This is a genomic window from Micromonospora craterilacus (assembly GCF_003236315.1).
Lineage (GTDB): Bacteria > Actinomycetota > Actinomycetes > Mycobacteriales > Micromonosporaceae > Micromonospora > Micromonospora craterilacus.
Genome location: NZ_POTY01000054.1, coordinates 1 through 24,884, shown reverse-complemented (window position 1 = coordinate 24,884; position 24,884 = coordinate 1). Strand labels below are relative to the sequence as shown.

The following is a 24,884-nucleotide window of genomic DNA, read 5'->3' as shown; positions in this document are numbered from 1 at the left end:
GCCCGACAGGGCCGACCCGGTGCGGGTCGGCCCTGCGGTGGTCGTCGGAGCGGTCAGGGGACCAACCCCGAGTTCTTGATCATGGTGACGGTGGCGTCCAGCGTGTCCAGGTCGTTCAGGTCGACGTCCGGCACGGCCAGGTCGGCCAGCGGCGGCACGTACGCCGGGCCGTGCACGCCGGCGACCACCGGGTACTCGAAGGTCTGCTCGGCGAAGTACGTCTGGGCCTCGGTGCCGAGCATGAAGTCCACGAACTTCTGTACGTCCGGGTCGGTGGCGGAGCGGTTGAGCACGCCCAGGCCGGCCACGTTGACCAGGGCACCGGTGTCGCCGCCGGGGAAGAAGTGCAGCTTGACCTTGAGCGCGTCCGGGGTGGTGCCCTGCTCCTTGGCGACCTCGCCCAGGTAGTAGTGGTTGACCAGGCCGACCGGGACGGTGCCGCTGTTCACGTCCTCGACGATCTTGATGTTGCCGTCGCGGATCTGCGGGTCGTTGGCCTTGAGCCCGGCCAGGAACTCCTCGGCCTTGGCGTCGCCGTGCTGCACCCGGATCGCGGTGACGAACGCCTGGAACGAGGCGTTGGTCGGGGCGACCCCGACCTTGCCCTTCCAGGCCGGGCCGGTCAGGTCGAACACCGACTTCGGCAGCTGGTCGGCCGGGACCAGATCCGGGTTGTACGCCAGCACCCGGGCGCGGGCGCTCAGGCCGACCCACTGGCCGTTGCCGGCGCGGTAGGTCGGCGGCACCTTCGTCGTGGTCGCCTCGGGCAGGGTGCTGAACATGCCGCGCTTGGCGACGGTGCCCAGCGCGCCGGCGTCCTGGGCGAAGAACACGTCGGCGGGGGACTTGTCGCCCTCTTCGATCAGCTGGGCGGCGAGCTGCGCGGTCGTGGCGTAGCGCGGCTTCACGGCGATGCCGGTCTGCTCGGTGAACTTCTCCAGCAGCGGCTTGACCAGCTGCTCGTTGCGCCCGCTGTAGACGGTGATCTGCTTGTCGTCCGGCTTGCCGGGATCGGTGGCGTCCTCGTCGCCGGATCCGCAGGCGGCCAGGCCGAAGGTGAGCAGGCCGGCGGCGAGCAGCACGCTGGTGGTGCGGCGGGTGACGAGCACGGTGGACCTCTTCTTCCCGGTCAGGAACGACCAACGCGGGAGAAGTTAGCACAGCCTAACCTCACAGTGAACCGGGATGGGTGTTGGATCACGTCCTGGCCTGACCTGGGGGCAGGATGGAGGGCATGACTCTCGCGCTGCCCATCGACCCGGAGGCGAACCAGCTGCTGGCGCGCAGCCCGCTCGCCCTGTTGGTGGGGATGGTTCTTGATCAACAAGTATCGATGGAGAAGGCGTTCTCCTCGCCGTACGTGCTGGCTCAGCGGCTCGGCCACGACCTGGACGCCCAGGAACTCGCCGGGTACGACCTGGAGGCCCTGGTGGCGCTCTTCGCCCAGCCGCCGGCGCTGCACCGGTTTCCCAAGGCGATGGCGGCCCGGGTCCAGGAGGTGTGCCGGGTGCTGGTCGAGCGCTACGACGGTGACGCCGCCCGGCTCTGGGCCGATCCGGCGGACGGCCGCGAGCTGCTCGCGCGGATCGCCGCGCTACCGGGGTTCGGTCGGCAGAAGGCGCAGATCTTCCTCGCCCTGCTCGGCAAGCGGTTCGGGGTGCGGCCTCCGGGCTGGCAGGAGGCGGCCGGCGGCTACGGCGACCCGGCGGCCCACCGGTCCGTCGCCGACGTCACCGATGCCGAGTCGCTGCGCCTGGTCCGGGAGTACAAGCAGCAGATGAAGGCGGCGGCGAAGGCGAAGGCGACCGGCGGCTGACCCGACGTCGCCGACCAGGGGTGGCGGTTGTCAGGCGGCGCTCGGGTGGGCCAGGGAGGCCAGCGCCCGCCGGACGTCGGCCAGCGAGACGGTGGTGGAGTCGTCCAGGTCGGCGAGGCCGGCCTCGATCCACTGCCGCATCAGGGTGGTCACGCCGATGCCCCGGGCGTCCGCGGCGGCACGGACCCGTTCGTAGGTCTCCAGCGGCAACCGGACCGAGCGGCTGACCATCGGGTTGTCGGTGTCCGGGGTGGGCAGCTCCACCGGGCGGCTCTCGTCGATCAACTCGGCGAGCCGGTCGCCGCCGCTGTGGAACTGCTTGGTCGCGTCGTGACGGTTCATCGTCACCGCCTCCTCGTCTCCGGAGATCTCCGCACGGCCTCGTCGTAGCGTTTGGTCTCGACGTCGCTCAGCTCGCGGGCGGAGAGGATGTCCCAGTCGTTGTCGGTCCCGTCGGCCTCGGCGAGCAGCACGGCCACCCGGCGCCCGCGAGCGGTGGTGGCGTAGACCACCATCACGTCGTCACCCAGGTGGCGGATGACTCGTCGGCTGCTGTGCAGCGCCTCCCAGACTTCCCCCGGCGTGACGTCGTAGACCCTCAGGTTGGCCAGCGCCTCGTCGGTGAAGCTGAACCTGCTGCCCACGGGGCGAGCGTACCACGCACGTAACACGAAGCCGGGCGGCGGCGAACCTCGTCGTCCGTCCGGTCGGAGTGACAGGATGGGGACGACCCCCGAGGAGGTACCACGGTGAAGCGTCAGGCGTACCAGCCGATCCTCATCACCGATGCCTCGCGTAGCCAGGACGACCAGCTGACCAGCCGGCAACGGCGGTACATCGCGATGATGGGCGTGCGGGTGGCGTGCGTCATCGTCGGCGCGATCCTGGTCGGCGCGGAGGCACCCCTGCTCTGGCTCTGGCTGCCCCTGGTCGCGCTGGGCATGGTGCTCATCCCGTGGCTCGCGGTGCTGCTGGCCAACGACCGGCCGCCGAAGGACCGGCACCGGCTGGCCGGCCGGTACCGGCCGCGGCCGGAGGCGGAGGCCCCGCCGATGAGCCTCACCGCCGAGGAGCGGCCCCACAAGGTCATCGACGCCGAGCCCTGACGGCCGGGCCGGGCTGGCTGGGCAACCGACCCGGTCCGGGCCGACGGGCCGTCCCGCGAAGACCGGCGGCCGGACCGGCCGGTGGCTCAGCCGGCCGGCCGGGCGCCGATCTGGGAGACCGCCGCCGCGCCGAGGTCGGTGGCCCGGTCCAGGGCCGCCTCCGGCGTCGCCCCGGCCAGCCAGGCGGCCAGCAGCCCGGCCGCGAACGCGTCCCCGGCCCCGGTCACGTCGACCACCGCCACCCGGCGGGCCGGCGACGCGGCGACCGTGCCGTTCCGGTCGACCCAGGTCGCGCCGGCACCGCCCCGCTTGACCACCACCCGCCGGGCCGCGGCGACCAGCGCCCGTCCCTGGGCCGCCGGATCGAGCCCGCCGGCCAGCACGGTCGCCTCGTCGGTGTTCACCAGCAGCAGGTCCACCTCGCGGACCCAGGACAGGAACGCCGCCGCCCCGGCCGCCCGCAGCGGTGCCGCCGAGGCGGCGTCGACGCTGATGGTCAGGCCACGCTCGCGGGCGACGGCCAGCGCGCGCAGGCCGGCCGGGCGGGAGCCCGCGTCCAGCAGGGTGTACCCGGACAGGTGCAGGTGGGTCGCGTCCGGCGGGCCGGCCAGCGCCGCGTCGACGTGTTCCGGGCGCAGCCGCACGTTCGCTCCACGCTCGGTGATCATGGTGCGCTCGTCGCCGGCGGCCAGCACGATCACCGTACCGGTGGCGCAGCCGGCGACCCGGTCCAGCGCGCAGTCGACCCCGGCGGCGGTCAGCTCCGCCGTCCGGTCCCGTCCCGCGCCGTCGTCGCCGACCGCGCCGACCAGGGTCACCGGTACGCCCTGCGCGGCGAGCCAGGAGGCGGTGTTGGCGGCCTGCCCGCCTCCGGAGAACTGGATCGCCGCCGGGGTGTCCGAACCGACCGCCGGCGAAGCGCCCAGGACCGCCACCACGTCAGTGATCACATCGCCGACGACCAGGACGCGGCCGGCGCCACCTCGGGTTGCCGCCGCGCTTCGCTCGCGCCGTCCGGTCACGCCGGAGCGGCGCTGCGGCGGCTGGCGGCGGCGACCGCGATCCGGGCGGCGAGGTCGGCGTTGCGCAGGATGATCCGGACGTTGACCGCCAGGCTCGCGCCCTGCGTGGCGGAGTGGAAGTGGGCCAGCAGGTACGGCGTCACGGCCTTGCCGCTCACCCCGTCGCGCTCCAGCAGGGCCAGCCCATCGGCGAGCGTGCGGCCGTGCAGGCCCGGGTCCAGCTGCTCGTCGACGGGCAGCGGGTTGGCGACGATCAGCCCGCCGGGGTGCACGCCGTGCTGCTCACGAGCGGCCAGCGCGTCGGCGACCAGCTCCGGCGAGTCGACCGACCAGTCCAGGTCGAAGCCGCCGTCGGTGATGAAGAAACCCGGGAACCGGCGGGTGCGGTAGCCGACCACGGCGACCCCGAGGGTCTCCAGGCGCTCCAGCGTCGCGCCCACATCGAGGATCGACTTGACCCCGGCGCAGACCACCGCGATCGGGGTCCGGGCCAGGGTGACCAGGTCGGCCGACTCGTCGAAGGTCTGCGCGGCCTCGCGGTGCACCCCGCCCAGCCCGCCGGTGGCGAACACGCCGATGCCGGCGGCGGCGGCCACCGCGCTGGTCGCGGCCACGGTGGTGGCGCCGTCCGCGCCGGTCGCGGCGGCCACCGCGAGATCACGTACGGAGAGTTTGGTCACGCCGTCGGCGGTGGCCAATCGGGTCAGCTCGGCATCGTCGAGGCCCACCACGAGTTCACCGGCGACCATGCCGATGGTGGCCGGCACCGCGCCCGCGTCGCGGACCGCCTGTTCGATCTGCCGGGCCACCCGAAGGTTGTCCGGCCGGGGCAGGCCGTGCGAGACGATGGTGCTCTCCAGGGCGACCACCGGACGGTGCTCGCGCAGCGCGCGGGCCACCTCGGTGCCGTAGCGAAGGTGAAAGTCGGTCACAGTCGCCCACCGTACGCTCGCCACCCGGCTCACCTCAGGTGGACCAGGCCAGGGTGACCTGCCAAACTTGTCGGTTGGAGGTGCAGACGTGAGCACACAGGTCCTCGAGCGTCCCGAGCTGAAGGACGCCGACACCGGTCCGGAGATGTTCCACTACGTCCGGAAGGAAAAGATCGCCGAAAGTGCCGTCATGGGCACCTTCGTCGTGGCGCTGTGCGGGGAGAAATTCCCGGTCACCAAGTCGCCCAAACCGGGTTCGCCGGTCTGCCCGAAGTGCAAGGAGATCTACGACTCGTACCGCGAGTGATCCCGGACCGGCGGCGTAGCCTGCGGCGGTGACCACCTCCACCGCCCTGCTCCTGGCCGACCTGGCCGGGGTCGCGGTGTTCGCCGCCTCGGGAGCCTCCGCGGCGGTGGCCAAGCGGCTCGACCTTTTCGGCGTCGTCTTCGTCGGCTTCGTCGCCGCCCTCGGTGGCGGGATCGTCCGAGACCTGGTGATCGGCAAGGTTCCGCCGCTGGCCTTCGCCGACTGGCGTTACGCGACCACCGCCGCGGTGACCGCCGGGGCGATCTTCTGGCTGCACCCGCAACTGGCCCGGCTGCGCACCACCGTGCTGGTGCTGGACGCGGCCGGGCTCGGCCTGTTCACCGTCACCGGCACCCTGAAAGCCCTCGACGCGCAGGTGCCGGCGGTCGGCGCCTGCCTGATCGGCATGCTCACCGCGATCGGTGGCGGGCTCGTCCGCGACCTGCTCACCGGCGAGATACCGGTGGTGCTGCGGCGGGAGATCTACGCCGTCGCGGCGCTCGTCGGCTCGATCGTCGTCGCGGTCCTGTACGGCCTGGGGCAGACCGGGCCGATCCCGCTGACCGCCGCGGCGATGCTGATCTTCGGCGTACGCCTGGTGGCACTGCGCCGGCGCTGGTCGGCCCCGGTGGCCACGCTGCGCCCACCGCGCACCGGCACCCCCGGGTCGCCGCCGGAGTGAACCTTCCCCACCTCCCGTTCGACCCGCCGGTCCGGCAGGTGGGGTGCCGCGCAGCTCAAGGTTGCGGAGGGGTTCGGTGGTGAACGGCACCGCCTGACCCGTGTGGCGTCGCGTGGGCGCCATGGCGGGTCCTGGTTATGCTGAGTCGGCCTTCGCGGCTTCTGCGCGGAGGCGTTTTCGTGGGGCGGCTACCGTGCCCCCCCGGCCCGGGCCCGCCGGTCGGACATCGTGCGGTCGGGACATCGTGCGGTCGGAGAGGAGCCAACGCGTGGCAGCCCGGATGCCGGCGCTCGAGACATTTCCGCCCCTACGTGCCTGGCAGCGCAAGGCGCTGGTGGAGTACCTGCGCCGCCGTGGCGACGACTTCACCGCGGTTGCCACGCCGGGTGCCGGTAAGACCACCTTCGCCCTGAGGATCGCCGCCGAGCTGCTCGCCGACGGCACCATCGAGGCGGTCACCGTGGTCGCGCCGACCGAGCACCTGAAGGCCCAGTGGGCGGCCTCGGCGGCCCGGGTCGGCATCCAGCTCGACGCCGCGTTCCGCAACGCCGACCTGCACTCCTCGGCGGACTTCCACGGTGCCGTGGTCACCTACGCCCAGGTCGGGATGGCGCCGCAGGTGCACCGGCGGCGGACCATGACCCGGCGCACGCTGGTGGTCCTGGACGAGATCCACCACGCCGGCGACTCCCGCACCTGGGGCGACGGGGTGAAGGCGGCCTTCGAGCCCGCGGTACGCCGGTTGATGCTGACCGGCACCCCGTTCCGCTCCGACGACAACCCCATCCCGTTCGTCAGCTACGAGCGGGGCGGTGACGGCCTGCTGCGCTCCCGGGCAGACTCGGTGTACGGGTACGCCGACGCGCTGCGCGACGGCGTGGTGCGGCCGGTGCTGTTCCTGGCGTACTCGGGGGAGACGCGGTGGCGTACCAACGCCGGGGAGGAACTGGCGGCCCGGCTGGGCGAGCCGATGACGCAGGACCTGGTCGCCCAGGCCTGGCGTACCGCCCTGGACCCGGCCGGCGACTGGATGCCGCAGGTGCTGCGGGCCGCCGACGCCCGGCTGACCGTGCTGCGGGAGGCGGGCATGCCCGACGCAGGTGGCCTGGTCATCGCCACCGACCAGCAGACGGCCCGCTCGTACGCCAAGCTCATCGAGCAGGTGACGGGAGAGAAGGCGGCCGTGGTGCTCTCCGACGACGTGGGAGCCTCGGCCCGGATCGCGACCTTCGCGGCGTCCGGGCAGCGATGGCTGGTCGCGGTGCGAATGGTGTCCGAGGGCGTCGACATCCCCCGACTGGCCGTCGGCGTCTATGCGACAAGCGCCAGCACGCCGCTGTACTTCGCGCAGGCGATCGGCCGGTTCGTCCGGGCCCGCCAGCCAGGGGAGACCGCGTCGGTCTTCCTGCCCAGCGTGCCGCACCTGCTCGGGCTGGCCAGCGAGATGGAGACCGAGCGGGACCACGTGCTCGGCAAGCCGTCCGACCGGGAGGGCTTCGACGACGACCTGCTGGAGCGGGCCCAGCGCGACGACCAGGCCAGCGGCGAGCTGGAGAAGCGGTTCGCCGCGCTCTCCGCCACCGCCGAACTGGACCAGGTGATCTTCGACGGCGCCTCGTTCGGCACGGCGGCCCAGGCCGGCACCCCCGAGGAGGAGGAGTACCTCGGCCTGCCGGGGCTGCTCACCTCCGAGCAGGTGGCCGCGCTGTTGTCCAAGCGCCAGGCCGAGCAGTTGGCCGCGCGGCGGCGCCGGGCCGGCGACCGGACATCCGAACCGGCCGCATCGGCGGCCCCACCGGCACCCATGAGCGCCGCGCAGCGTCGGGTGGCGCTCCGGCGTCAGCTCAACGCCCTGGTGGCGGCCCAGCACCACCGCACCGGCCAGCCCCACGGCAAGATCCACGCCGAGCTGCGCCGCCTCTGCGGCGGCCCCCCCAGCGCCCAGGCCACCATCGAACAACTCGAAGAACGCATAGCGACCGTCCAGACCCTTTAACCGTCACCCAAGGCCACCCATCCCCCCCAGCCTCCGGGGTGGGGGATGGCAGGGGTGTGAAAAAGCCGGCCGGAGCATCCCTGGGGATGCTCCGGCCGGCTGCGTCGGGCTGTGGGTCTCAGTTCGCCATCAGGTCAGCGCCGCGCCAGGTGAACTCCGGGTCCGTCGCGTACCGGACGGTGATCTTCACGAGATCCTCGGCGTACTTGTTGGCGTGGTGCCCACAGAACACCAGCTCACTGCCACCCGAGAGGGTGATCCGGAGCTTGCCGGCGGCATTGCAGCGGTCGCACCGTTCATCGGCGGCCGGGGGGCTCACCGTCTCGGGCGGCGGCGTGAGGGTCGGGGTCATCGCCTTCCTCCTCTGGTCGTCACCGATGAACACTCTCTTCGGTCTTGGTCACCTATCGTGCAACACCCTTGTCGGGCCTCGCCTTCCCTGTGTGCCCGCGGGGGACCGAGGTCACACATGACACGGACAGTGTGCCGTGCACCCAGGGTGCCACGTCAACGATCACATTCGTGCAACCGCTCGATCACCATCTGGCGTTGCACGCCAGGTGGTCAAAACGACACGATCGGTTGACGAGTGCTGATCAGTCAAGGTAGTCGCGGAGCACCTGGGAACGCGACGGATGCCGCAGCTTGGACATCGTCTTGGACTCGATCTGCCGGATGCGCTCGCGGGTCACGCCGTAGACCTGACCGATCTCGTCCAGGGTGCGCGGTTGGCCGTCGGTCAGGCCGAACCGCAGGCGTACCACGCCCGCCTCACGCTCGGACAGCGTCTGGAGCACCTGCTGAAGCTGGTCCTGCAACAGCGAGAAGGAGACCGCGTCGACCGCCACGACGGCCTCGGAGTCCTCGATGAAGTCGCCGAGCTGACTGTCGCCCTCGTCACCGATGGTCTGGTCGAGCGAGATGGGCTCCCGGGCGTACTGCTGGATCTCCAGCACCTTCTCCGGTGTGATGTCCATCTCCTTGGCCAGCTCCTCCGGGGTGGGCTCGCGGCCCAGGTCCTGGAGCAACTCGCGCTGGATCCGGCCCAGCTTGTTGATCACCTCGACCATGTGCACCGGGATGCGGATGGTGCGGGCCTGGTCGGCCATGGCGCGGGTGATGGCCTGGCGGATCCACCAGGTGGCGTAGGTGGAGAACTTGTAGCCCTTGGTGTAGTCGAACTTCTCGACGGCGCGGATGAGGCCGAGGTTGCCTTCCTGGATGAGGTCGAGGAAGGCCATGCCGCGGCCGGTGTACCGCTTGGCGAGCGAGACGACCAACCGGAGGTTCGCCTCCAGCAGGTGGTTCTTCGCGCGCTCGCCGTCCCGGGAGATCCAGAGCAGGTCGCGCTGCATCTCGCGGACGAGCTTCTCCTCGCCCTCGTCGGCCGCGCGCAGACGCTCGGCGGCGTAGAGCCCGGCCTCGATCCGCTTGGCGAGCTCCACCTCCTGCTCGGCGTTGAGCAGCGGTACCTTGCCGATCTGCTTGAGGTACGCCCGGACCGAGTCGGCGGAGGCGGTCAGCTCGGCATCCCGGCGCGCCTGCTTGAGCGCCTCGGACTCCTCGTCGTCCCACTCGAAGTCGTTGTCGCTGGCGGAGCTCGCCGCGTCGGCCGCGGCGGCCCGGGCCAGCTCGGCCGGCTCCTCGACCACCACGTCCTCGATCTCGGCGGCGAGTTGCTCCGGATCGACCTCGCCCTCGGCGGCCTCCCCGGTGGCCTTGCCGCCGGGCTTCGCGGCACCGGTCGCGGCAGCCACCGTCGCCTTGGTGGCCCGGGTGGACTTCTTCGCCGGCGCGGCGGCCTTGGCGGCCACCTCGGCGGTGGTCCCGGCGGCCTTGCGCGAGGTCGCCTTCCGTGGCGCCGGCGCCGGCGCCTCCTCGGCCGCGGGCGCCTGCTTCGGAGCGGGCGGCGCGGCCTTCTTGGTGGTCTTGGCGGTGGTGGCCCGGGACGCCGGGGTCGCGGAGCGGGCGGCGGCGACCCGGCGGCGGGTGCTGGCCGAGCCGTCGACCACGACGGTCACCCCAGCCTCGGAGAGCGCCCGCAGGATCTTCTTGGCCTGGGCCGGAGTCACCTCGGCGGACTCGACGGTGCGCGCGAGCTGGGCCGACGTGAGCTGGCCGCCGGCGCTCTGCGCGTGGGCGATCAAGGTGTCGGTGAGCGAGCGAACGTCGGCGCCGGTCTGGCGGGGTTCTGTCACGAATGACCTTCCGGAGGCGAAGAGCGAGCACGGCCGGATCGTCCGGCGCAGCGTGGGGCACCGTGCCGGGCGATGTGGTTAAGGGACCCCCGTGTCCCGGGCCGGCCGGTCGTCGGGCGGTCCGTGGCGCGTGGGCAGGGGTGAATTGTAACGCCGTCGGCGGCGATCATCCTGCGCCGCACGGCTGACCGGCGATCGGGACCGCCGATTCGGTGCGCTTGTGGACTTTGTAAGGATGATACCCGCGCGGGACCCGGAAACCCGGCCGTGCGGGAAGGGGACCGACGATGGACTCGACGCCGCCGCCGCGGGAACTGCTGGAGATGGCGATCGACGTGGCCCGGGACGCGGCCGCCACCGCGCACCGGATGCGGGCCGAGGGCGTCTCGGTGGCGGCGACCAAGAGCACCGTCACCGATGTGGTGACCGCCGCCGACCGCGCGGTCGAGCGCCAGATCACCGACGCGCTGCGCCGGCTGCGGCCGGGCGACGCCGTGCTGGGCGAGGAGTACGGCGCGGCGGAGCACGGCACGGACGCCCCGGCGCGGGTGCGGTGGATCGTGGATCCGATCGACGGCACGGTCAACTACCTGTACGGGCTGCCGCATTGCGGGGTGTCGATCGCCGCGGAGGTGGATGGCGAGGTGGTGGCCGGTGTGGTCCGCAACATCCACACCGGCGAGGAGTGGACCGCCACCCTCGGTGGCGGCGCCTGGCGGGACGGACGGCGGCTGCGCTGCTCCACCGAGACCGACCTCGGCCAGGCACTGGTGATCACCGGTTTCGGCTACCACCCGGGCCGCCGGGCGCACCAGGCCCGGGTGGTAGCCGAGTTGATTCCGCAGGTACGGGACATCCGCCGGCTCGGCGCGGCCGCCGTCGACCTCTGCGTGGTGGCCGAGGGGCGGGCCGACGCCTACTACGAGAAGGGGCTGGCGGCCTGGGACCAGGCGGCCGGGGGGCTGGTGGCGGCCGAGGCCGGCCTGGTGATCGGCGGTCTCAAGGGGCTGGCGCCCGGACCGGACATGGTCATCGCCGCGCCGCTGGCGCTGTTCGGCCCCCTGCACGACCGCCTGGCCGAGCTGGACGCCTCCGGCGGCCCCTGAGCCGGCCGGATGATCGCGGTTCCGGCCGGTCGTCCGGCCAGATCGACCCGACCCGCCCGGTCAACTCGACAACCGGCCGGACGGGCGATCCGATCGAGGCTCTGGCCGGGCCGGGCATCGCCGGGTGGCGAGCCTGCCGGTCAGTCGTCGGCCATCGGGCAGGAGCCCGGCGGGGCGACCGGGGCACCGAGGTCACCGAGGGACTGGTTGACCTCGGTGGTGGTGGCCAACTGCTGGAAGCTGTTGCCGAGCGTCACTTTGACGACATCGGTGGTGATTTTGGGGTCGTACTCGTGGTCGGCGGCGTTCAGGAAGTACGCCCGCAGCAGGTGCGCCCCGCCCACGCCCTTCGGGCCGTAGCGCAGCACCGCCACGTCGTCGATCTGCTTCTTCGCGTTGGATTCCTTCTCCACCTTGAAGTTGCGGTTGCGGAAGTCGTCGCCGACGCTGGCCGCCAACCCGGGGCGGTCGGTGCCGTTGAGCACCTCGATCTTGACTTCCTTGGCCTCGCGCAGGGTGACGTCGGCCCGCGGCCAGTCAGCCGGGCAGCCTTCGCCCAGACCGGCGTTACTCTGGGTGTCCCGGAGCATGGCGACGATCACGAAGACCAGGGCGACCAAGGCCAGCATGCCGACGACAACGAGTGCTCGCACTCGCGCAAAGCTCATCAGGGCGCTCCCGGGCAGTGATGGTTGGCGGCGGCCGCTGGCGGTCGGGCCGCCCCGCCGGCCGTCAGGTACGCCGCTGAGGTTAACGGTTGTCCGACCGTCGCGTGAAACAGTCCGACATGCCGGCGCGGCATCCAAGAACCGGGTAGTACTACCCCTATCTTCGTGTCGCCTGAGTCACATTGGGAACAACTTCCCGTGCAGGGGCGTACATCTCAGCCACGAGGGCGGTATACATGCCTCGCCCAAAGGGGGGGTAGGGTTCCGCGCTCGCCGGGGAGTTTCTTCCGGCGGTCTGGCCCGAACGGTCGTCGGGTCAGGTGGCCGACACTAGCGGTGGCCGGCCAGCGGAACCGAAACAGCGTCGTCCGGCGTTACAACCGGAAGCGACAACATCGAAATGGGAGAGTGAAACCGATGGCCACCGACTACGACGCCCCGCGCCGCGACGAGGTCGACCTCGGCGAGGACAGCCTGGAAGAGCTCAAGGCCCGGCGTGTCGACTCGCAGTCGGGCGCCGTGGACGTCGACGAGGCCGAAGTGGCTGAGAGCTTCGAGTTGCCCGGCGCCGACCTGGCCGACGAGGAGCTCACGGTCAAGGTGCTGCCGATGCAGCAGGACGAGTTCCGCTGTGCCCGCTGCTTCCTGGTGCACCACCGCAGCCAGTTGGCGCTCGAACGTAACGGCGAGCTGATCTGCCGCGAGTGCGTCTGAACGACGGGTAGCGCACCACCACCACAGCGGCGGCTCCCGAGTGGAGCCGCCGCTGCCCGGCTCGGCGAGCGCCGCGCCGGGCAACCTGGTTGACTCGTGAGGCATGGCCGTCGCGCCGGCGGTCGTCCACCCGGGAGGTCGGGCATGAGCGAGCGGAGCGAGCGAATCGTCAGGCTCAGTGTGGTGGTGTCTCATGGCGGCACGGAGCGCAGCGGAGTGCCGTCATGAGCGAGCGTCAGCGAGCGAATCATCGGCTCAGTGTGGTGGTGCCTCATGGCGGCACGGAGCGCAGCGGAGTGCCGTCATGAGTGAGCGTGGGGATGAGCTGGACGCGACGATCGTGGCGCTGACCGCCGACGACGTCGAGCCGGCGACCCGCCGCCAGTTGCTCGGTCGACTGGTCGGCCAGGCCCGGGCCCGGGGGGTCGGTGACCTGTTCAAACCGAAGGCGGCGCTGCGCTGGATGGTCGACACGGTCGCCGAGATCGCGCCGCACGTGCCGATCCGTGACCTGGCCACGCTGCGCCAGCACTTTCCGGATCTGGACGGCGAGGAGCTGGCCGACCGGCTGGTGCGCAACGCGTCCCGGGCGACCGCGGGGATCGGTGCGGCCGGCGGCGGGGCCTCCGCGGTGCAGTGGACGGTCGCCCCGAGCCTGCTGTCCGCACCTGTCCTGCTCGCCGCCGAGACGGTCACGGTGGTGGCGATCGAGCTGAAGCTGACCGGTGAACTGCACGAGGTCTACGGGGTCCCGCTGCCCGCCGGCGGCACCCAGCGGACGGTGGCCCTGGTGCAGGCCTGGGCCAACCAGCGGGGGGTCAACCCGATGATGCCCGGCGTGGGTGTCGGCGCCGTGCTCGGCACGGCTGCCCGCCACGAGCTGCGGGACACCCTGCTCAAGCGGTTCGGCCGCAACCTGACCACGTTGGGGCCCTTCCTCACCGGCGCCGCGGTGGCGAGCTTCCTGAACCGGCGGGCCACCCGCTCGCTGGCCGACCAGCTCCGCACCGACCTGCGCCGGCAGCGGCGCAGCCTGCCCGGTGCTCCGCCGGCCCTGCCCGGTGCTCCGCCCGCGCCGCCCGGCGCGCCCTGACGGTCGGAGCCGGCGGGTTCAGCGGTCCCGAGCCGTCGTGGGCCGGGCGTAACGGATCAGTTCGCCGCGTCGCGGGCGGCCAGGAGAGCCTCGGCCAGCTCGACCGGGTGCCGGGAGCTGATCACCCAGAACGGGGTGGGATCGGCCGGGTCGTCGAGGACGACCTGGACCGCACCCCCGATCCACGGGCGCTGGACGACGAACGCCAGCGGATCGGCGCCGACGCCGAGCACCTCCCGCCGCCCGTCGGCATCCAACGGGACCGCGTCGGCGACGAACCGCGCCGGCAGCCGGGCGTCGTCGACCCGCAGCTCGCCGTCGGTCACCGCGATCCGGATCCGGCCCAGCCAGGCCAGCCCGGCGACGGTGGCCGGCAGCAGCACCGCGAACGGCAACCAGGCGCGTACGCCGGAACCGCCCATCCACACCTCGACGGCGAGCAGGGCGGCGGCGACCAGCCCCGCCAGCCACAGCCACCAGGGCAGGCGGAGCCGTTCGGCGTACGCCGGGGTCGCCGTGGTGGACGAAGGTGACGGTGACTGGCTCACTCGTGCCAGGGTACGGCGCGCAGCCACCCGGGTACCGGGCAGGATGGCAGGGTCACCCCCAGCGGAACGGACGAAAGAGGGAGACCGTGACCGATCTGGTGCCCGTGCCGGTCCGGCAGCTCGACCCCGAGCTGCCGCTGCCGGCGTACGCCCATCCCGGTGACGCCGGCGCCGATCTGGTGGCGGCCGCCGACGTCGAGTTGCCGCCCGGCGGTCGGGCGTTGGTGCCGACCGGCGTGGCGATCGCGTTGCCCGAGGGGTACGTGGGTCTGGTCCACCCCCGATCGGGGCTCGCGGCCAGACTCGGCGTGACGGTGCTCAACGCGCCCGGTACGGTCGACGCCGGCTACCGGGGTGAGATCCTGGTCAACCTGATCAACCATGATCGGGACGTGCCGGTGCAGATCTCCCGGGGCGACCGGATCGCGCAACTCGTTGTGCAGCGGGTGGAACGGGCGGTTTTCCAGCCGGTGGCCGAGCTGCCGGCGTCCGGACGCGGGACCGGCGGGCACGGCTCCACCGGCGGGCACGTCGGGCTGGTACCGCCGCCGGCGACGGACGGCGCGGACGGAAGAGGTGGCACGGTGAGTGCGAACAGCGGAGGGTGGACCCAGTGATCTTCTCCCGAAAGCGGGCCGCGGGACGGCATGCCCGTGACGAGCGGGCCACCGACGTGCCCGAGGGTGCCGAGGCGGTCCCGGCGGAGCCGGCGCGCGGGCCGTACGACGTCACCGAGGCGCCCGACGGGGTGCAGCGGCTCGACCTGGGCAGCCTGCAGATCCCGGCGGTGCCCGACGTCGAGGTGCGGGTGCAGGCCGACCAGCAGGGTGTGATCCAGCAGGTCGTGCTGGTGCACGGGCAGAGTGCCCTGCAGCTCGGCGTCTTCGCCGCTCCGCGCTCCGAGGGGATCTGGAACGAGGTGCGCGAGGAGATCCGCCAGTCGCTGTTCAAAGACGGTGCCGCCGCGCAGGAGGTGGCCGGCGAGTACGGCCCCGAACTGCACGCCCGGGTGCGTACCGAGGACGGGCTGACCGATCTGCGGTTCGTCGGCGTCGACGGGCCGCGGTGGATGGTCCGCGCGGTGTACCAGGGTGAGGCGGCCACCAACCCGGCTGCCGCCGGCCCGCTGGCCCAGTGCCTGGACGGCCTGGTCGTCGACCGCGGCGGGGAGGCCAAGCCGGTGCGCGAGCCGTTGCCGCTGCGGCTGCCGCGCGAGGCGGGCGAGGCGGGCGAGCAGGCCGGGCAGCCCGACCAGGCCGCAGCCGACGCCGCGTCGACGCCGGGTGCCCGCTGAGGCGGGCACTCGCCGGAGCGCCGGGACGGCCCCGATCGGCGTACGCTGGCGGGAGCCGTTCCGGCGCCGCCGGAGCGGCAGCGGGTGCTGGCGGTAGCCGGCCGGGTTGGAGAGGGTGACGCGGAGGTCATGACGGCCGACGAGGGTCGGGGTTCGCTGCGGCGGATGCTGCGCCGGCTCACCGCCAGCGAGGCCGAGATCGAGGCGCAGCAGCTGCAACAGGAGAGCGCCCGGTGCGGCGCGGTGCCGGTGCTGCAGTGCGCCCGAGGGCAGGTGGCCTCGGTCACCGGCCGGCTGCGTACCGTCGTCTACACGCCGCGGACCAACCAGCCGGCGCTGGAGGCGGACCTCTACGACGGCAGCGACGTCGTGACGTTGGTCTGGCTGGGGCGTCGGCGGATCACCGGCATCGAACCGGGGCGGCACCTGACCGCCAAGGGGCGGATCGCGATCCGGGACGACCGCAAGGTGATCTACAACCCGTACTACGAGCTGGAGCCGTCGAAGTGAAGCTCCGGGTGCGGCGGGTGAGAGACTGTCGGGAAACCTCGGGCAGCCGCCGCGAGGGTTCACGACAGTTTCTGAAGGGCGGGCGATGACCACCGGACAGCAGCCGGCAACCCAGCCGGTGGACGAGGAGCGGCTGCCCACCGTCGCCGAGCAGATGGCCGACCAGCTCGGTGGTTGGCGGGGGCTGGTCGAGTCCAGCATCCCGGTGGTGGTCTTCGTGGTCGTCAACATCCTCGGCGAGCTGCGCCCTGCGGTGATCGCGTCGGTGGGCGTGGCGGTGCTGATCGGGGCGTTGCGGCTGGCCCAGCGGCGGCCGGTGCGACACGCGGTCAACGGGTTGTTCGGCATCGCCATCGGTGCCGCCATCGCCTGGCGCACCGGCGAGGCCCGCGACTTCTACCTACCCGGCATCCTCTACGGCATCGGCTACGGGCTGGCACTGCTGGTTTCGGCGCTGATCCGGCAGCCCCTGGTCGGCTGGCTCTGGTCGGTGCTGGTGGCCAAGGGCAGCTCCGCGTGGCGGGACGACCCGAAGCTGGTGCGGACCTTCACCTGGCTGACCGTGCTGTGGGGGGTGGTCTGGCTGGCCAAGGTGGGCGTGCAGGCCGGGCTCTACCTCGCCGAGCAGGACACCGCGCTCGGTGTGGCCCGGCTGGCGCTGGGCTACCCGCCGTACGTGCTGCTGCTGCTGATCACGGTCTGGACCGTACGCCGGGTCACCCGGGAACCGGGGACCGCGCCGCTGGCCGGCTGAGCGGGCTCGGCGCCCGCTCGCCGCCTCACCGCGAGTCGCGGGTGCGCTCGACGCTGCCCGGACCGAGCACCACCTCCCGGACGGCGTCCTCCACCTCGGCCGTGCAGACGAAGATCAGCTCGTCGCCGGCCTCGATCGGGTCGTCCTGGCTGGGCACCAGCACCCGCTTGCCCCTCAGGATCGCCACCAGCGCGGCGTCCCGGGGCAGCGGCACCGCGTGCAGCGGCTGCCCGACGTACGGCGCGGTCGGCGGCAACGTGATCTCGACGAGGTTCGCCTCACCCTGCCGGAAGGTCATCAGGCGGACCAGGTCGCCGACCGTCACCGCCTCCTCGACCAGCGCGGCCATCACCCGTGGCTTGCTGACCGCCACGTCCACGCCCCACTGCTCGGTGAACAGCCACTCGTTCTCCGCCCGGTTGACCCGGGCGACCACCCGGGGCACCGCGAACTCGGTCTTGGCCAGCAGCGAGACCACGAGGTTGACCTTGTCGTCGCCGGTCGCCGCGACCACCACGTCGCAGCCGGCGAGGTCGGCCTCCTCCAGGCTGGCCAGCTCGCACGCGTCGGCCAGCACCCACTCCGCGGCCGGCACCCGGTCGGGCCGCAGCATCCGCGGCTGCCGCTCGATCAGCAGGACCTGGTGGCCGTTCTCGATCAGCTCCTGGGCGATCGAGCGACCCACGTTGCCGGCGCCGGCGATGGCGATCCGCATGATCACTGCGCTCCTTCCGGCGCTGCCGCCACCGCGGTGACCGTGGCCACCATGTCGTCGGTGACCAGCATGAAGACCTGGTCGCCCTCCTGCACCACGCTGGAGGCGGTGGGCAGCGTGCCGATGCCGAAGCGGATCAGGTACGCCACCCGGGCTCCGGTCGCCTCCTCCAGGGCCGGCACCGGCCGACCGATCCAGTCCTTGTGCACCGGCACCTCGACGATCGAGACCGTGCTGGTCGGATCCCGGAAGATCTCCACGTTGCCCTCCGGCAGCAGGTGCCGCAGCATCCGGTCGGCGGTCCACCGGACGGTGGCCACGGTGGGGATGCCCAGCCGCTCGTAGACCTGCGCCCGGCGCTGGTCGTAGATGCGGGCCGCCACCCGGGACACGCCGAACGTCTCGCGGGCCAGCCGAGCCGAGATGATGTTGGAGTTGTCGCCGCTGGAGACGGCGGCGAAGGCGTCCGCCCGCTCGATGCCGGCCTGCCGGAGCACGTCGCCGTCGAAGCCGGCCCCGGTGACGGTGATGCCACCGAAGTCGGGCCCCAGCCGGCGGAAGGCGTCGGCGTCCTGGTCGATGATCGCCACCGAGTGCCCCCGGGACTCCAGGTTGTGGGCCAGGGTCGAGCCGACCCGGCCACATCCCATGATCACGATATGCACGCTGCCTCCCAAGGGTGCGTACCGCTGCGCCTCATCGCCTGCGAGCCTGCCACGTCGGGGCCGCGGGCGGGGACCGACGGTACTCCGGCGGTGCGGCGCGTCGGCCACCACCCCACGGCTGGCCGAGGCCCTGCGGCCGGCCACAGGGCCACCGCCGGCACCGCCGCCGACAGTGGTCGTACGCTTGGCGGCTGTGGCCCGATCCACCTCCCTGCTGAAGCGGCTGCTCGTCGGTCGACCGTTCCGGTCCGACCGCCTCAAGCACACCCTGCTGCCGAAGCGCATCGCCCTGCCCGTCTTCGCCTCGGACGCGTTGTCCAGCGTGGCGTACGCGCCGGACGAGATCCTGTTGATGCTCTCCATCGCGGGCGCCTCGGCCTTCGTCTTCTCGCCGTGGGTGGCCCTCGCGGTGGTCGTGGTGATGTTGACGGTGGTGGCCAGCTACCGGCAGAACGTGCACGCCTACCCCTCCGGGGGCGGCGACTACGAGGTGGCCACCGTCAACCTCGGCCCCCGCTTCGGCATCGGGGTGGCCAGCGCACTGCTGGTCGACTACGTGCTGACGGTCGCCGTGTCGGTCTCCTCCGGGGTGGCCAACCTCGGCTCGGTGATCCCGTTGGTGGCGGAGCACAAGGTGCTCATCGCGGTCAGCGCCGTGGTCCTGCTGACCGCGGTCAACCTGCGTGGCCTCAAGGAGGCGGGAAACGCGTTCGCCATCCCCACCTACGGCTTCATGATCGTCATCGTCGGCATGATCCTCACCGGGCTGGTCCGGATCGTGGTGCTCGGCCACGACCTGCGGGCACCCAGCGCCGACCTGGTGATCGCCGCGGAGTGGCACGACACCACCGGTTGGGCGATGGCGTTCCTGCTGCTGCGGGCCTTCTCCTCCGGCTGCGCCGCGCTCACCGGGGTGGAGGCGATCTCCAACGGGGTGCCGGCGTTCAAGGCACCCAAGAGCCGCAACGCCGCCACCACCCTGCTGATGCTCGGCCTGGTCGCGGTGACCATGCTGATCGGCATCGTCTGGCTGGCCCGGCTCACCGGGTTGCAGTTCGTCGAGGACCCGCGCCACCAGATCGTCGCCGGCCCGGCGGGGTACGTGCAGAAGACGGTCACCGCCCAGCTCGGCGAGACGATCTTCGGTGCCGACTCGGTGCTGCTGTTCCTGGTGGTCGGGGTGACCGCCACCATCCTCTTCGTGGCCGCCAACACGGCGTTCAGCGGCTTCCCGGTCCTCGGCTCGATCCTCGCCCAGGACCGCTACCTGCCCCGGCAACTGCACACCCGGGGCGACCGGCTCGCCTTCTCCAACGGGATCCTCTTCCTGGCCGTCTTCGCGATCGTGCTGATCGTCGGCTTCCAGGCCGAGGTGACCAAGCTCATCCAGCTCTACATCGTGGGCGTCTTCGTCTCGTTCACCCTCTCCCAGGCCGGGATGATTCGGCACTGGAACCGGCACCTGCGTACCGAGCGGGATCCGCAGGCGCGCCGCCGGATGGTCCGCTCCCGGGCCATCAACTCGTTCGGCATGGCGATGACCGGCGCGGTGCTGCTCATCGTGCTGGTCACCAAGTTCCTGCTCGGCGCCTGGATCGCCATCGTCGCGATGGGCGTGATCTACCTGCTGATGCTGGCCATCCGCCGGCACTACGACCGGGTCGCCGTCGAGCTGACCCCGGACGACGGTCGGCCGGTGCTGCCCGCCCGCAACCACGCGATCGTGCTGGTCAGCAAGTTGCACCAGCCGACCCTGCGGGCGGTGGCGTACGCCCAGGCCACCCGGCCGGACACGCTCACCGCGGTGACCGTGAACGTGGACGACAACGACACCCGGCAGTTGCAGGCCGACTGGGAGCGGCGGGACGTGCCGATCCCGCTGACCGTGATCGACTCGCCGTACCGGGAGATCACCCGCCCGATCCTGAGCTACGTGGCCCGCGTCCGCCGGGACTCGCCGCGCGACGTGGTCACCGTCTTCATCCCGGAGTACGTCGTCGGACGCTGGTGGGAGAACCTGCTGCACAACCAGAGCGCGCTGCGGCTGAAGGGCCGGCTGCTGTTCGAGCCGGGGGTGATGGTGACCAGCGTGCCGTGGCAGCTCGCCTCGACCGCCGGAAAGGATCTCGACCGGATGGACGCCACCCTGGGCCGGGGCCCGGTCCGTGGCCCCCGGGTCGCGCCGCGCAGCACGCTGCCACCGCGCGTCCCGCCGGTGGCCCCCGGCCCACCCGGCACCGGCCAGCCGGATGGTGAGGAGCGGTGAGCGAGTGCGGCGAGCGAACTGTCGGGCAATGCAGCGTGGCGCCTCGCGCCGCCGGTGAGCGGAGCGAGGTGGCGGGGTGAGCGGGTTGGAAGAGGCGGAGCGGGTCGAGTTGACCGTGGCGGCGGTGGCCCCCGGTGGGCACTGCGTGGCCCGGGTGGACGGCCAGGTGGTCTTCGTCCGGCACGCCCTGCCCGGCGAGCGGGTGGTGGCCGAGGTCACCGAGGTGCACCGGGGCTTCGTCCGGGCCGACGCGGTGACCGTGCTGGAGGCCGCCCCGGACCGGGTCGCCCCGCCCTGCCCGTACGCCCGCCCGGGTCGCTGCGGGGGTTGTGACCTGCAACATGTCGCCCCGGACGCCCAGCTGCGCTGGAAGACCGCGGTCGTCCGCGAGCAGCTCACCCGCCTCGGCGGCCTCGAGGAGGCCGAGTGCGACGCGCTGGACGTCCAGGTCGAGGCGCTGCCCGGCGGCCTGCTGGGCTGGCGCTCCCGGGTCCGCTACGCGGTGGACGCCGCGGGCCGGGCCGGGCTGCTCAAACACCGCTCGCACGAGGTGGTGCCGGTGGACCGCTGTCTGATCGCCCACCCGGCCATCCAGGACCTGCCGGTGCTCACCCCGACCGGGGCCCGCTGGCCGGACGCCGACGCGGTGGAGACGGTCGCCTCCACCGCCGGGGACGTCGCGGTGACCGCCCTCGCACCCGGGCGTACCCGGGTGGTGAGCGGCCCGGGCCGGGTCCGGGAGCGGGCCGTGGGCCGGGAGTGGTCGCTGCCCACCTCGTCGTTCTGGCAGGTCCACCCCGCCGCGGCGGACACCCTGGTCGGTGCGGTGCTGGAGCTGACCGGGCCACGGCCGGGGGAGACGGCCTGGGATCTCTACGGCGGGGCCGGGCTGTTCGCCGCGGCGCTGGCCGACCGGGTCGGTGCGGCCGGGCGGGTCACCCTGGTCGAGGCGGCCGGCGACGGCGTCACGGCGGCCCGGGAGAACCTGCGCGACCTGCCCCGGGTGGAGGTGGTGGCGGCCCGGGTGGAGACCGCGCTGGCCCGCCGCCGGATCACCGGGCCGGTCGACGTGGTGGTGCTCGATCCGCCCCGGTCCGGGGCCGGTGCACGGGTGGTCCGCGACGTGGTCGCCGCCGGGCCCCGCGCCGTGGCCTACGTGGCCTGCGACCCGGCCGCGTTCGCCCGGGACCTGCGGGTCTTCACCGGCCTCGGCTGGCGGCTGGCGGCGCTGCGCGGGTACGACCTCTTCCCGATGACCCAGCACGTGGAGCTGGTCGGGCTGCTGCTGCCCGGCTGAGTCGAGCCGGCTCGTTAGCCTGGCGCGGTGCAGATCGTCGGGCTGATGTCGGGTACCTCGTACGACGGGGTGGACGTGGCGGTGGCCGAGTTCACCGCCGAGGGCGACACCCTGTGGTTGCGGCCGCTCGGGCACCGGGGTCTGGACTACGACGACGAGCTGCGCGCCGCGATCGGGGCGGTGCTGCCGCCGGCGACGACCACGATCGAGGCCGTCTGCCGGCTCGACAACCGGTTGGGGGAGGTCTTCGCCGAGGCCGCGGCGGTGGGCGTGGCGCTGGCCGGTGGCGACGTCGACGCCGTCGTGTCGCCCGGGCAGACCGTCTTCCACTGGGTCGAGGACCGGCGGACCCGGGGCACCCTGCAACTGGGTTCGGTGGCCCGGGTGGCCGCCCGGGTCGGCGTACCCGTGCTCGGCGACCTGCGCTCGGCGGACGTGGCCGCCGGCGGGCAGGGCGCGCCGTTGGTGCCGGCCTTCGACGCGCTGCTGCTGGCCGGCGGCGGGGCGGCGCCGCGGGCGGCGTTGAACCTGGGCGGCATCGCCAACCTCACCGTGGTCGCGGCCGGGGCGCCGGTGCTCGGGTACGACGTGGGCCCGGCCAACGCCCTGCTCGACGCCGCCGCCCGGCGCCTGCTCCACGCCGCCTGCGATCGGGACGGTGCCCGGGCGGCGGCCGGCCGGGTCCACGAGGCCCTGCTCGCCGAACTGCTCGCCGAGCCGTACTACGCCGCGCCGCCGCCGAAATCGACCGGCAAGGAGCTGTTCCACGCCCGGTACCTCGACGAGCGGCTGGCCGCCGTCGGCGAGCCGGTGCCGGCCGACGACGTGTTCGCCACGCTGACCGAGCTGACCGCCCGGGTGGTGGCCGACGCCTGCGACCGGCACCGGGTGGTCGAGGTGGTCGCCGCCGGTGGCGGGGTGTGCAACCCGACGTTGTGGCGGCGGCTCGCCGCGCTCGGTGCCGGTCGCTGGCGGTTGCGTACCACCGACGAGCTGGGCATCCCGGCGCGGGCGAAGGAGGCGTACGCGTTCGCCCTGTTGGGCTGGCTGTCCTGGCACGGGCTGCCGGGGGCGCTTCCGTCGGTGACCGGGGCCACCCGCGCGGCGGTGCTCGGCTCCTGGACGCCCGCCGGGCCGCCGCACCGGGCCGGTCACGGCTCGCCCGGCGGTGGCCCGCGGATCATGCCGCCACGCCGGCTGCGGGTGCGGGACTGACCTCCCGCTCAATGCCGCGGGCCGGCCGACCCGGGCTGCGTGGTGCGCGAGGGCCGATAGACTCTGCGGTCATGAGTGTTGACGAGGACACGGCCAACCAGGGCCGGCTGCTGGCCGCGGTGCACGGTCCCCAGGACGTCAAGCGGATGTCGGCCACCGAGCTGGACATCCTCGCCGCCGAGATCCGTGACTTCCTGATCGCCAAGGTGTCACGCACCGGTGGGCACATCGGCCCCAACCTGGGCGTGGTGGAGATCACCCTCGCCATGCACCGGGTCTTCGACTCTCCCCGTGACCGGCTGCTGTTCGACACCGGCCACCAGGCGTACGTTCACAAGATCGTCACCGGCCGGCAGGAGGGCTTCGACCAGCTGCGCCAGCGCGGTGGGCTCTCCGGCTACCCCAGCCAGGCCGAGAGCGAGCACGACATCATCGAGAACTCGCACGCCTCCACCGCCCTGTCGTACGCCGACGGGCTGGCCAAGGCGTACGCGCTGCGCGGCGAGTCGCGCAACGTGGTGGCCGTGGTCGGCGACGGGGCGCTGACCGGCGGCATGTGCTGGGAGGCGCTGAACAACATCGCCGCCGCCGGCAACCCCCTGGTGATCGTGGTCAACGACAACGGCCGCTCGTACGCGCCGACCATCGGCGGTCTCGCCGACCACCTCTCCACGCTGCGGCTGAACCCGGGCTACGAGAAGGTCCTCGACGCGGTCAAGGACGCCCTCGGCTCGACCCCGCTGGTCGGCAAGCCGATGTACGAGGTGCTGCACGCGGTCAAGAAGGGCATCAAGGACGCGGTCGCGCCGCAGGCGATGTTCGAGGACCTCGGCATCAAGTACGTCGGCCCGGTCGACGGGCACGACGTGGCCGCCGTCGAGTCGGCGCTGCGGGCGGCGAAGAACTTCGGCGGCCCGGTGATCGTGCACGCGGTCACCCGCAAGGGCTACGGCTACCGCCCCGCCGAGGAGGACGAGGCGGACTGCTTCCACGGGCCGGGCGCTTTCGATATCGCCACCGGCAAGGCCACCGCCGCGCCGTCGGTGAAGTGGACCCACGTCTTCGCCGACGAGCTGGTCGCGATCGCCGACGAGCGGCCCGACGTGGTCGGCATCACCGCGGCCATGGCCGAGCCGACCGGCATCGCGAAGCTGGCCCGCAAGTACCCGGAGCGCACCTACGACGTGGGCATCGCCGAGCAGCACGCCGCCACCTCGGCGGCCGGCCTGGCGCTCGGCGGGCTGCACCCGGTGGTGGCGGTCTACGCGACCTTCCTCAACCGGGCCTTCGACCAGGTCCTGCTCGACGTGGCGATGCACAAGCTGCCGGTCACGTTCGTGCTGGACCGGGCCGGCATCACCGGCCCCGACGGGCCGAGCCACTACGGCATCTGGGACATGTCGGTCTTCGGGGTGGTGCCCGGCCTGCGGATCGCCGCGCCGCGCGACGCCGCCACCCTCCGCGAGGAACTGCGCGAGGCGATCGCCGTCGACGACGGCCCGACGATCCTGCGCTACCCGACCGGTGCCGTCGCCGCCGACCTGCCGGCCGTGCGCCGGGTCGGCACCGTCGACGTGCTGACCGAGTCGGCGCGTACCGATGTGCTGCTGGTCGCCGTCGGCTCCTTCGGCGAGCTGGGCATGGACGTCGCCGCCCGGGTCGCCGAGCAGGGCTACGGGGTGACCGTGGTCGACCCGCGCTGGGTTCGCCCGGTCCCGGCCGAGCTGGTCGAGTTGGCCGCCGGGCACCGCCTCGTGGTCACCGTCGAGGACGGCGTCCGGGTCGGCGGCGTCGGCGACGCCCTCGGCCAGGCCATGCGGGACGCCGGTGTCCGGGTGCCCCTGCGGGACCTCGGGGTGCCGGCCGAGTGGCACCCGCACGGCTCCCGCAGCCAGATCCTGGCCGACCTCGGCCTGACCGCCCAGGACGTGGCCCGCGACGTCACCGGCTGGATCTCCCGCCTGGACACCAACCCAGTCG

At 72.9% G+C, this 24,884-nt stretch carries 27 protein-coding genes; 16 read left to right on the top strand and 11 right to left on the bottom strand.

The features are described 5' to 3' along the window. Positions 1–53: 53 nt before the first annotated feature. On the bottom strand, positions 54–1,109 hold the full coding sequence (locus tag C1I95_RS11385; RefSeq protein WP_111213769.1) for an iron ABC transporter substrate-binding protein: 1,056 nt from the start codon (positions 1,107–1,109) through the stop codon (positions 54–56). Between the two features lie 125 nt (positions 1,110–1,234). Here C1I95_RS11385 and C1I95_RS11380 point away from each other — a divergent pair, with 125 nt between their 5' ends. Further along, positions 1,235–1,816, top strand: coding sequence for an HhH-GPD-type base excision DNA repair protein (locus C1I95_RS11380; RefSeq protein WP_233513551.1), 582 nt, complete (start codon positions 1,235–1,237; stop codon positions 1,814–1,816). Between the two features lie 30 nt (positions 1,817–1,846). Here the strand turns inward: C1I95_RS11380 and C1I95_RS11375 are convergent, their stop codons facing one another. Both C1I95_RS11375 and C1I95_RS11370 read right to left on the bottom strand, forming a co-directional pair. Then, positions 1,847–2,158 carry a hypothetical protein gene (locus C1I95_RS11375; protein WP_111213767.1) on the bottom strand — a complete coding sequence of 104 codons (312 nt, stop codon included), beginning with the start codon at positions 2,156–2,158 and terminating at the stop codon, positions 1,847–1,849. Between the two features lie 2 nt (positions 2,159–2,160). Next, positions 2,161–2,460: a hypothetical protein gene (locus C1I95_RS11370; protein WP_233513550.1), complete on the bottom strand. Its 300-nt coding sequence runs from the start codon at positions 2,458–2,460 to the stop codon at positions 2,161–2,163. Between the two features lie 105 nt (positions 2,461–2,565). Here C1I95_RS11370 and C1I95_RS11365 point away from each other — a divergent pair, with 105 nt between their 5' ends. Further along, positions 2,566–2,922: a DUF3099 domain-containing protein gene (locus C1I95_RS11365; RefSeq protein ID WP_111213765.1), complete on the top strand. Its 357-nt coding sequence runs from the start codon at positions 2,566–2,568 to the stop codon at positions 2,920–2,922. Positions 2,923–3,008: 86 nt separating this feature from the next. Here the strand turns inward: C1I95_RS11365 and C1I95_RS11360 are convergent, their stop codons facing one another. Continuing rightward, complete coding sequence (locus tag C1I95_RS11360; RefSeq protein WP_111213764.1) at positions 3,009–3,944, bottom strand: carbohydrate kinase family protein; 936 nt, start codon at positions 3,942–3,944, stop codon at positions 3,009–3,011. Further along, the gene (locus C1I95_RS11355) at positions 3,941–4,876 is read right to left on the bottom strand and encodes a pseudouridine-5'-phosphate glycosidase (RefSeq protein ID WP_111213763.1); all 936 of its coding nucleotides are present in this window, start codon (positions 4,874–4,876) and stop codon (positions 3,941–3,943) included. Before C1I95_RS11355 ends, C1I95_RS11360 begins: the two co-directional genes overlap by 4 nt. A gap of 88 nt (positions 4,877–4,964) precedes the next feature. Between C1I95_RS11355 and C1I95_RS11350 the strand changes: the two genes are divergently transcribed. From C1I95_RS11350 to C1I95_RS11340, 3 genes are all read left to right on the top strand, one after another. Continuing rightward, positions 4,965–5,183, top strand: a complete 219-nt coding sequence (locus tag C1I95_RS11350; RefSeq protein WP_111213762.1) for a DUF3039 domain-containing protein — start codon at positions 4,965–4,967, stop codon at positions 5,181–5,183. Between the two features lie 28 nt (positions 5,184–5,211). After that, positions 5,212–5,865, top strand: a complete 654-nt coding sequence (locus tag C1I95_RS11345; protein WP_111213761.1) for a trimeric intracellular cation channel family protein — start codon at positions 5,212–5,214, stop codon at positions 5,863–5,865. A 268-nt stretch (positions 5,866–6,133) separates the two neighbouring features. Then, positions 6,134–7,861 (top strand): DEAD/DEAH box helicase, encoded by a 1,728-nt coding sequence (locus C1I95_RS11340; RefSeq protein ID WP_111213760.1) that lies wholly within the window; start codon positions 6,134–6,136, stop codon positions 7,859–7,861. 118 nt (positions 7,862–7,979) lie between these two features. On the opposite strand, the gene C1I95_RS11335 is transcribed toward C1I95_RS11340, so the two are convergent. Both C1I95_RS11335 and C1I95_RS11330 read right to left on the bottom strand, forming a co-directional pair. Further along, complete coding sequence (locus tag C1I95_RS11335; RefSeq protein WP_099846999.1) at positions 7,980–8,213, bottom strand: DUF7455 domain-containing protein; 234 nt, start codon at positions 8,211–8,213, stop codon at positions 7,980–7,982. Between the two features lie 244 nt (positions 8,214–8,457). Further along, the gene (locus C1I95_RS11330; protein ID WP_111213759.1) at positions 8,458–10,059 is read right to left on the bottom strand and encodes an RNA polymerase sigma factor; all 1,602 of its coding nucleotides are present in this window, start codon (positions 10,057–10,059) and stop codon (positions 8,458–8,460) included. A gap of 287 nt (positions 10,060–10,346) precedes the next feature. Between C1I95_RS11330 and C1I95_RS11325 the strand changes: the two genes are divergently transcribed. Beyond that, entirely contained in the window at positions 10,347–11,165 is an 819-nt protein-coding gene (locus tag C1I95_RS11325; RefSeq protein ID WP_111213758.1) for an inositol monophosphatase family protein, read from the top strand. 140 nt (positions 11,166–11,305) lie between these two features. On the opposite strand, the gene C1I95_RS11320 is transcribed toward C1I95_RS11325, so the two are convergent. Next, a complete protein-coding gene (locus C1I95_RS11320) occupies positions 11,306–11,818 on the bottom strand; it encodes a LytR C-terminal domain-containing protein (protein ID WP_199523703.1) in 513 nt (170 codons plus the stop codon). A gap of 432 nt (positions 11,819–12,250) precedes the next feature. Between C1I95_RS11320 and C1I95_RS11315 the strand changes: the two genes are divergently transcribed. Both C1I95_RS11315 and C1I95_RS11310 read left to right on the top strand, forming a co-directional pair. Then, positions 12,251–12,547 (top strand): DUF4193 domain-containing protein, encoded by a 297-nt coding sequence (locus C1I95_RS11315; protein WP_111213756.1) that lies wholly within the window; start codon positions 12,251–12,253, stop codon positions 12,545–12,547. A gap of 304 nt (positions 12,548–12,851) precedes the next feature. After that, complete coding sequence (locus C1I95_RS11310; RefSeq protein ID WP_111213755.1) at positions 12,852–13,640, top strand: hypothetical protein; 789 nt, start codon at positions 12,852–12,854, stop codon at positions 13,638–13,640. A gap of 56 nt (positions 13,641–13,696) precedes the next feature. Here the strand turns inward: C1I95_RS11310 and C1I95_RS11305 are convergent, their stop codons facing one another. Next, positions 13,697–14,188 carry a DUF3093 domain-containing protein gene (locus C1I95_RS11305; protein ID WP_111213754.1) on the bottom strand — a complete coding sequence of 164 codons (492 nt, stop codon included), beginning with the start codon at positions 14,186–14,188 and terminating at the stop codon, positions 13,697–13,699. An 86-nt stretch (positions 14,189–14,274) separates the two neighbouring features. On the opposite strand from C1I95_RS11305, the gene dut reads away from it, so the two are divergent. The 4 genes from dut to C1I95_RS11285 all read left to right on the top strand — a co-directional run bounded on the left by dut (position 14,275) and on the right by C1I95_RS11285 (position 16,746). Continuing rightward, positions 14,275–14,805 carry a dUTP diphosphatase gene (dut, locus tag C1I95_RS11300; protein WP_111213753.1) on the top strand — a complete coding sequence of 177 codons (531 nt, stop codon included), beginning with the start codon at positions 14,275–14,277 and terminating at the stop codon, positions 14,803–14,805. Further along, complete coding sequence (locus C1I95_RS11295; protein ID WP_111213752.1) at positions 14,802–15,482, top strand: DUF3710 domain-containing protein; 681 nt, start codon at positions 14,802–14,804, stop codon at positions 15,480–15,482. Before dut ends, C1I95_RS11295 begins: the two co-directional genes overlap by 4 nt. Positions 15,483–15,611: 129 nt before the next feature. Further along, positions 15,612–15,992, top strand: coding sequence for an OB-fold nucleic acid binding domain-containing protein (locus C1I95_RS11290; RefSeq protein ID WP_111213773.1), 381 nt, complete (start codon positions 15,612–15,614; stop codon positions 15,990–15,992). Between the two features lie 85 nt (positions 15,993–16,077). After that, entirely contained in the window at positions 16,078–16,746 is a 669-nt protein-coding gene (locus C1I95_RS11285; protein WP_111213751.1) for a DUF3159 domain-containing protein, read from the top strand. Positions 16,747–16,771: 25 nt separating this feature from the next. Here the strand turns inward: C1I95_RS11285 and C1I95_RS11280 are convergent, their stop codons facing one another. Next, complete coding sequence (locus tag C1I95_RS11280; protein ID WP_111213750.1) at positions 16,772–17,461, bottom strand: potassium channel family protein; 690 nt, start codon at positions 17,459–17,461, stop codon at positions 16,772–16,774. A gap of 2 nt (positions 17,462–17,463) precedes the next feature. Beyond that, on the bottom strand, positions 17,464–18,126 hold the full coding sequence (locus C1I95_RS11275) for a potassium channel family protein (RefSeq protein ID WP_111213749.1): 663 nt from the start codon (positions 18,124–18,126) through the stop codon (positions 17,464–17,466). A gap of 193 nt (positions 18,127–18,319) precedes the next feature. On the opposite strand from C1I95_RS11275, the gene C1I95_RS11270 reads away from it, so the two are divergent. From C1I95_RS11270 to dxs, 4 genes are all read left to right on the top strand, one after another. Next, positions 18,320–20,392, top strand: coding sequence for an APC family permease (locus C1I95_RS11270; RefSeq protein WP_111213748.1), 2,073 nt, complete (start codon positions 18,320–18,322; stop codon positions 20,390–20,392). A 76-nt stretch (positions 20,393–20,468) separates the two neighbouring features. After that, on the top strand, positions 20,469–21,689 hold the full coding sequence (locus tag C1I95_RS11265) for a class I SAM-dependent RNA methyltransferase (RefSeq protein WP_111213747.1): 1,221 nt from the start codon (positions 20,469–20,471) through the stop codon (positions 21,687–21,689). Between the two features lie 27 nt (positions 21,690–21,716). Continuing rightward, positions 21,717–22,904: an anhydro-N-acetylmuramic acid kinase gene (locus C1I95_RS11260; protein ID WP_111213746.1), complete on the top strand. Its 1,188-nt coding sequence runs from the start codon at positions 21,717–21,719 to the stop codon at positions 22,902–22,904. Between the two features lie 71 nt (positions 22,905–22,975). Further along, positions 22,976–24,884: 1-deoxy-D-xylulose-5-phosphate synthase (gene dxs / locus C1I95_RS11255; protein WP_111213745.1), on the top strand; the 1,909-nt coding region annotated here is incomplete at its 3' end.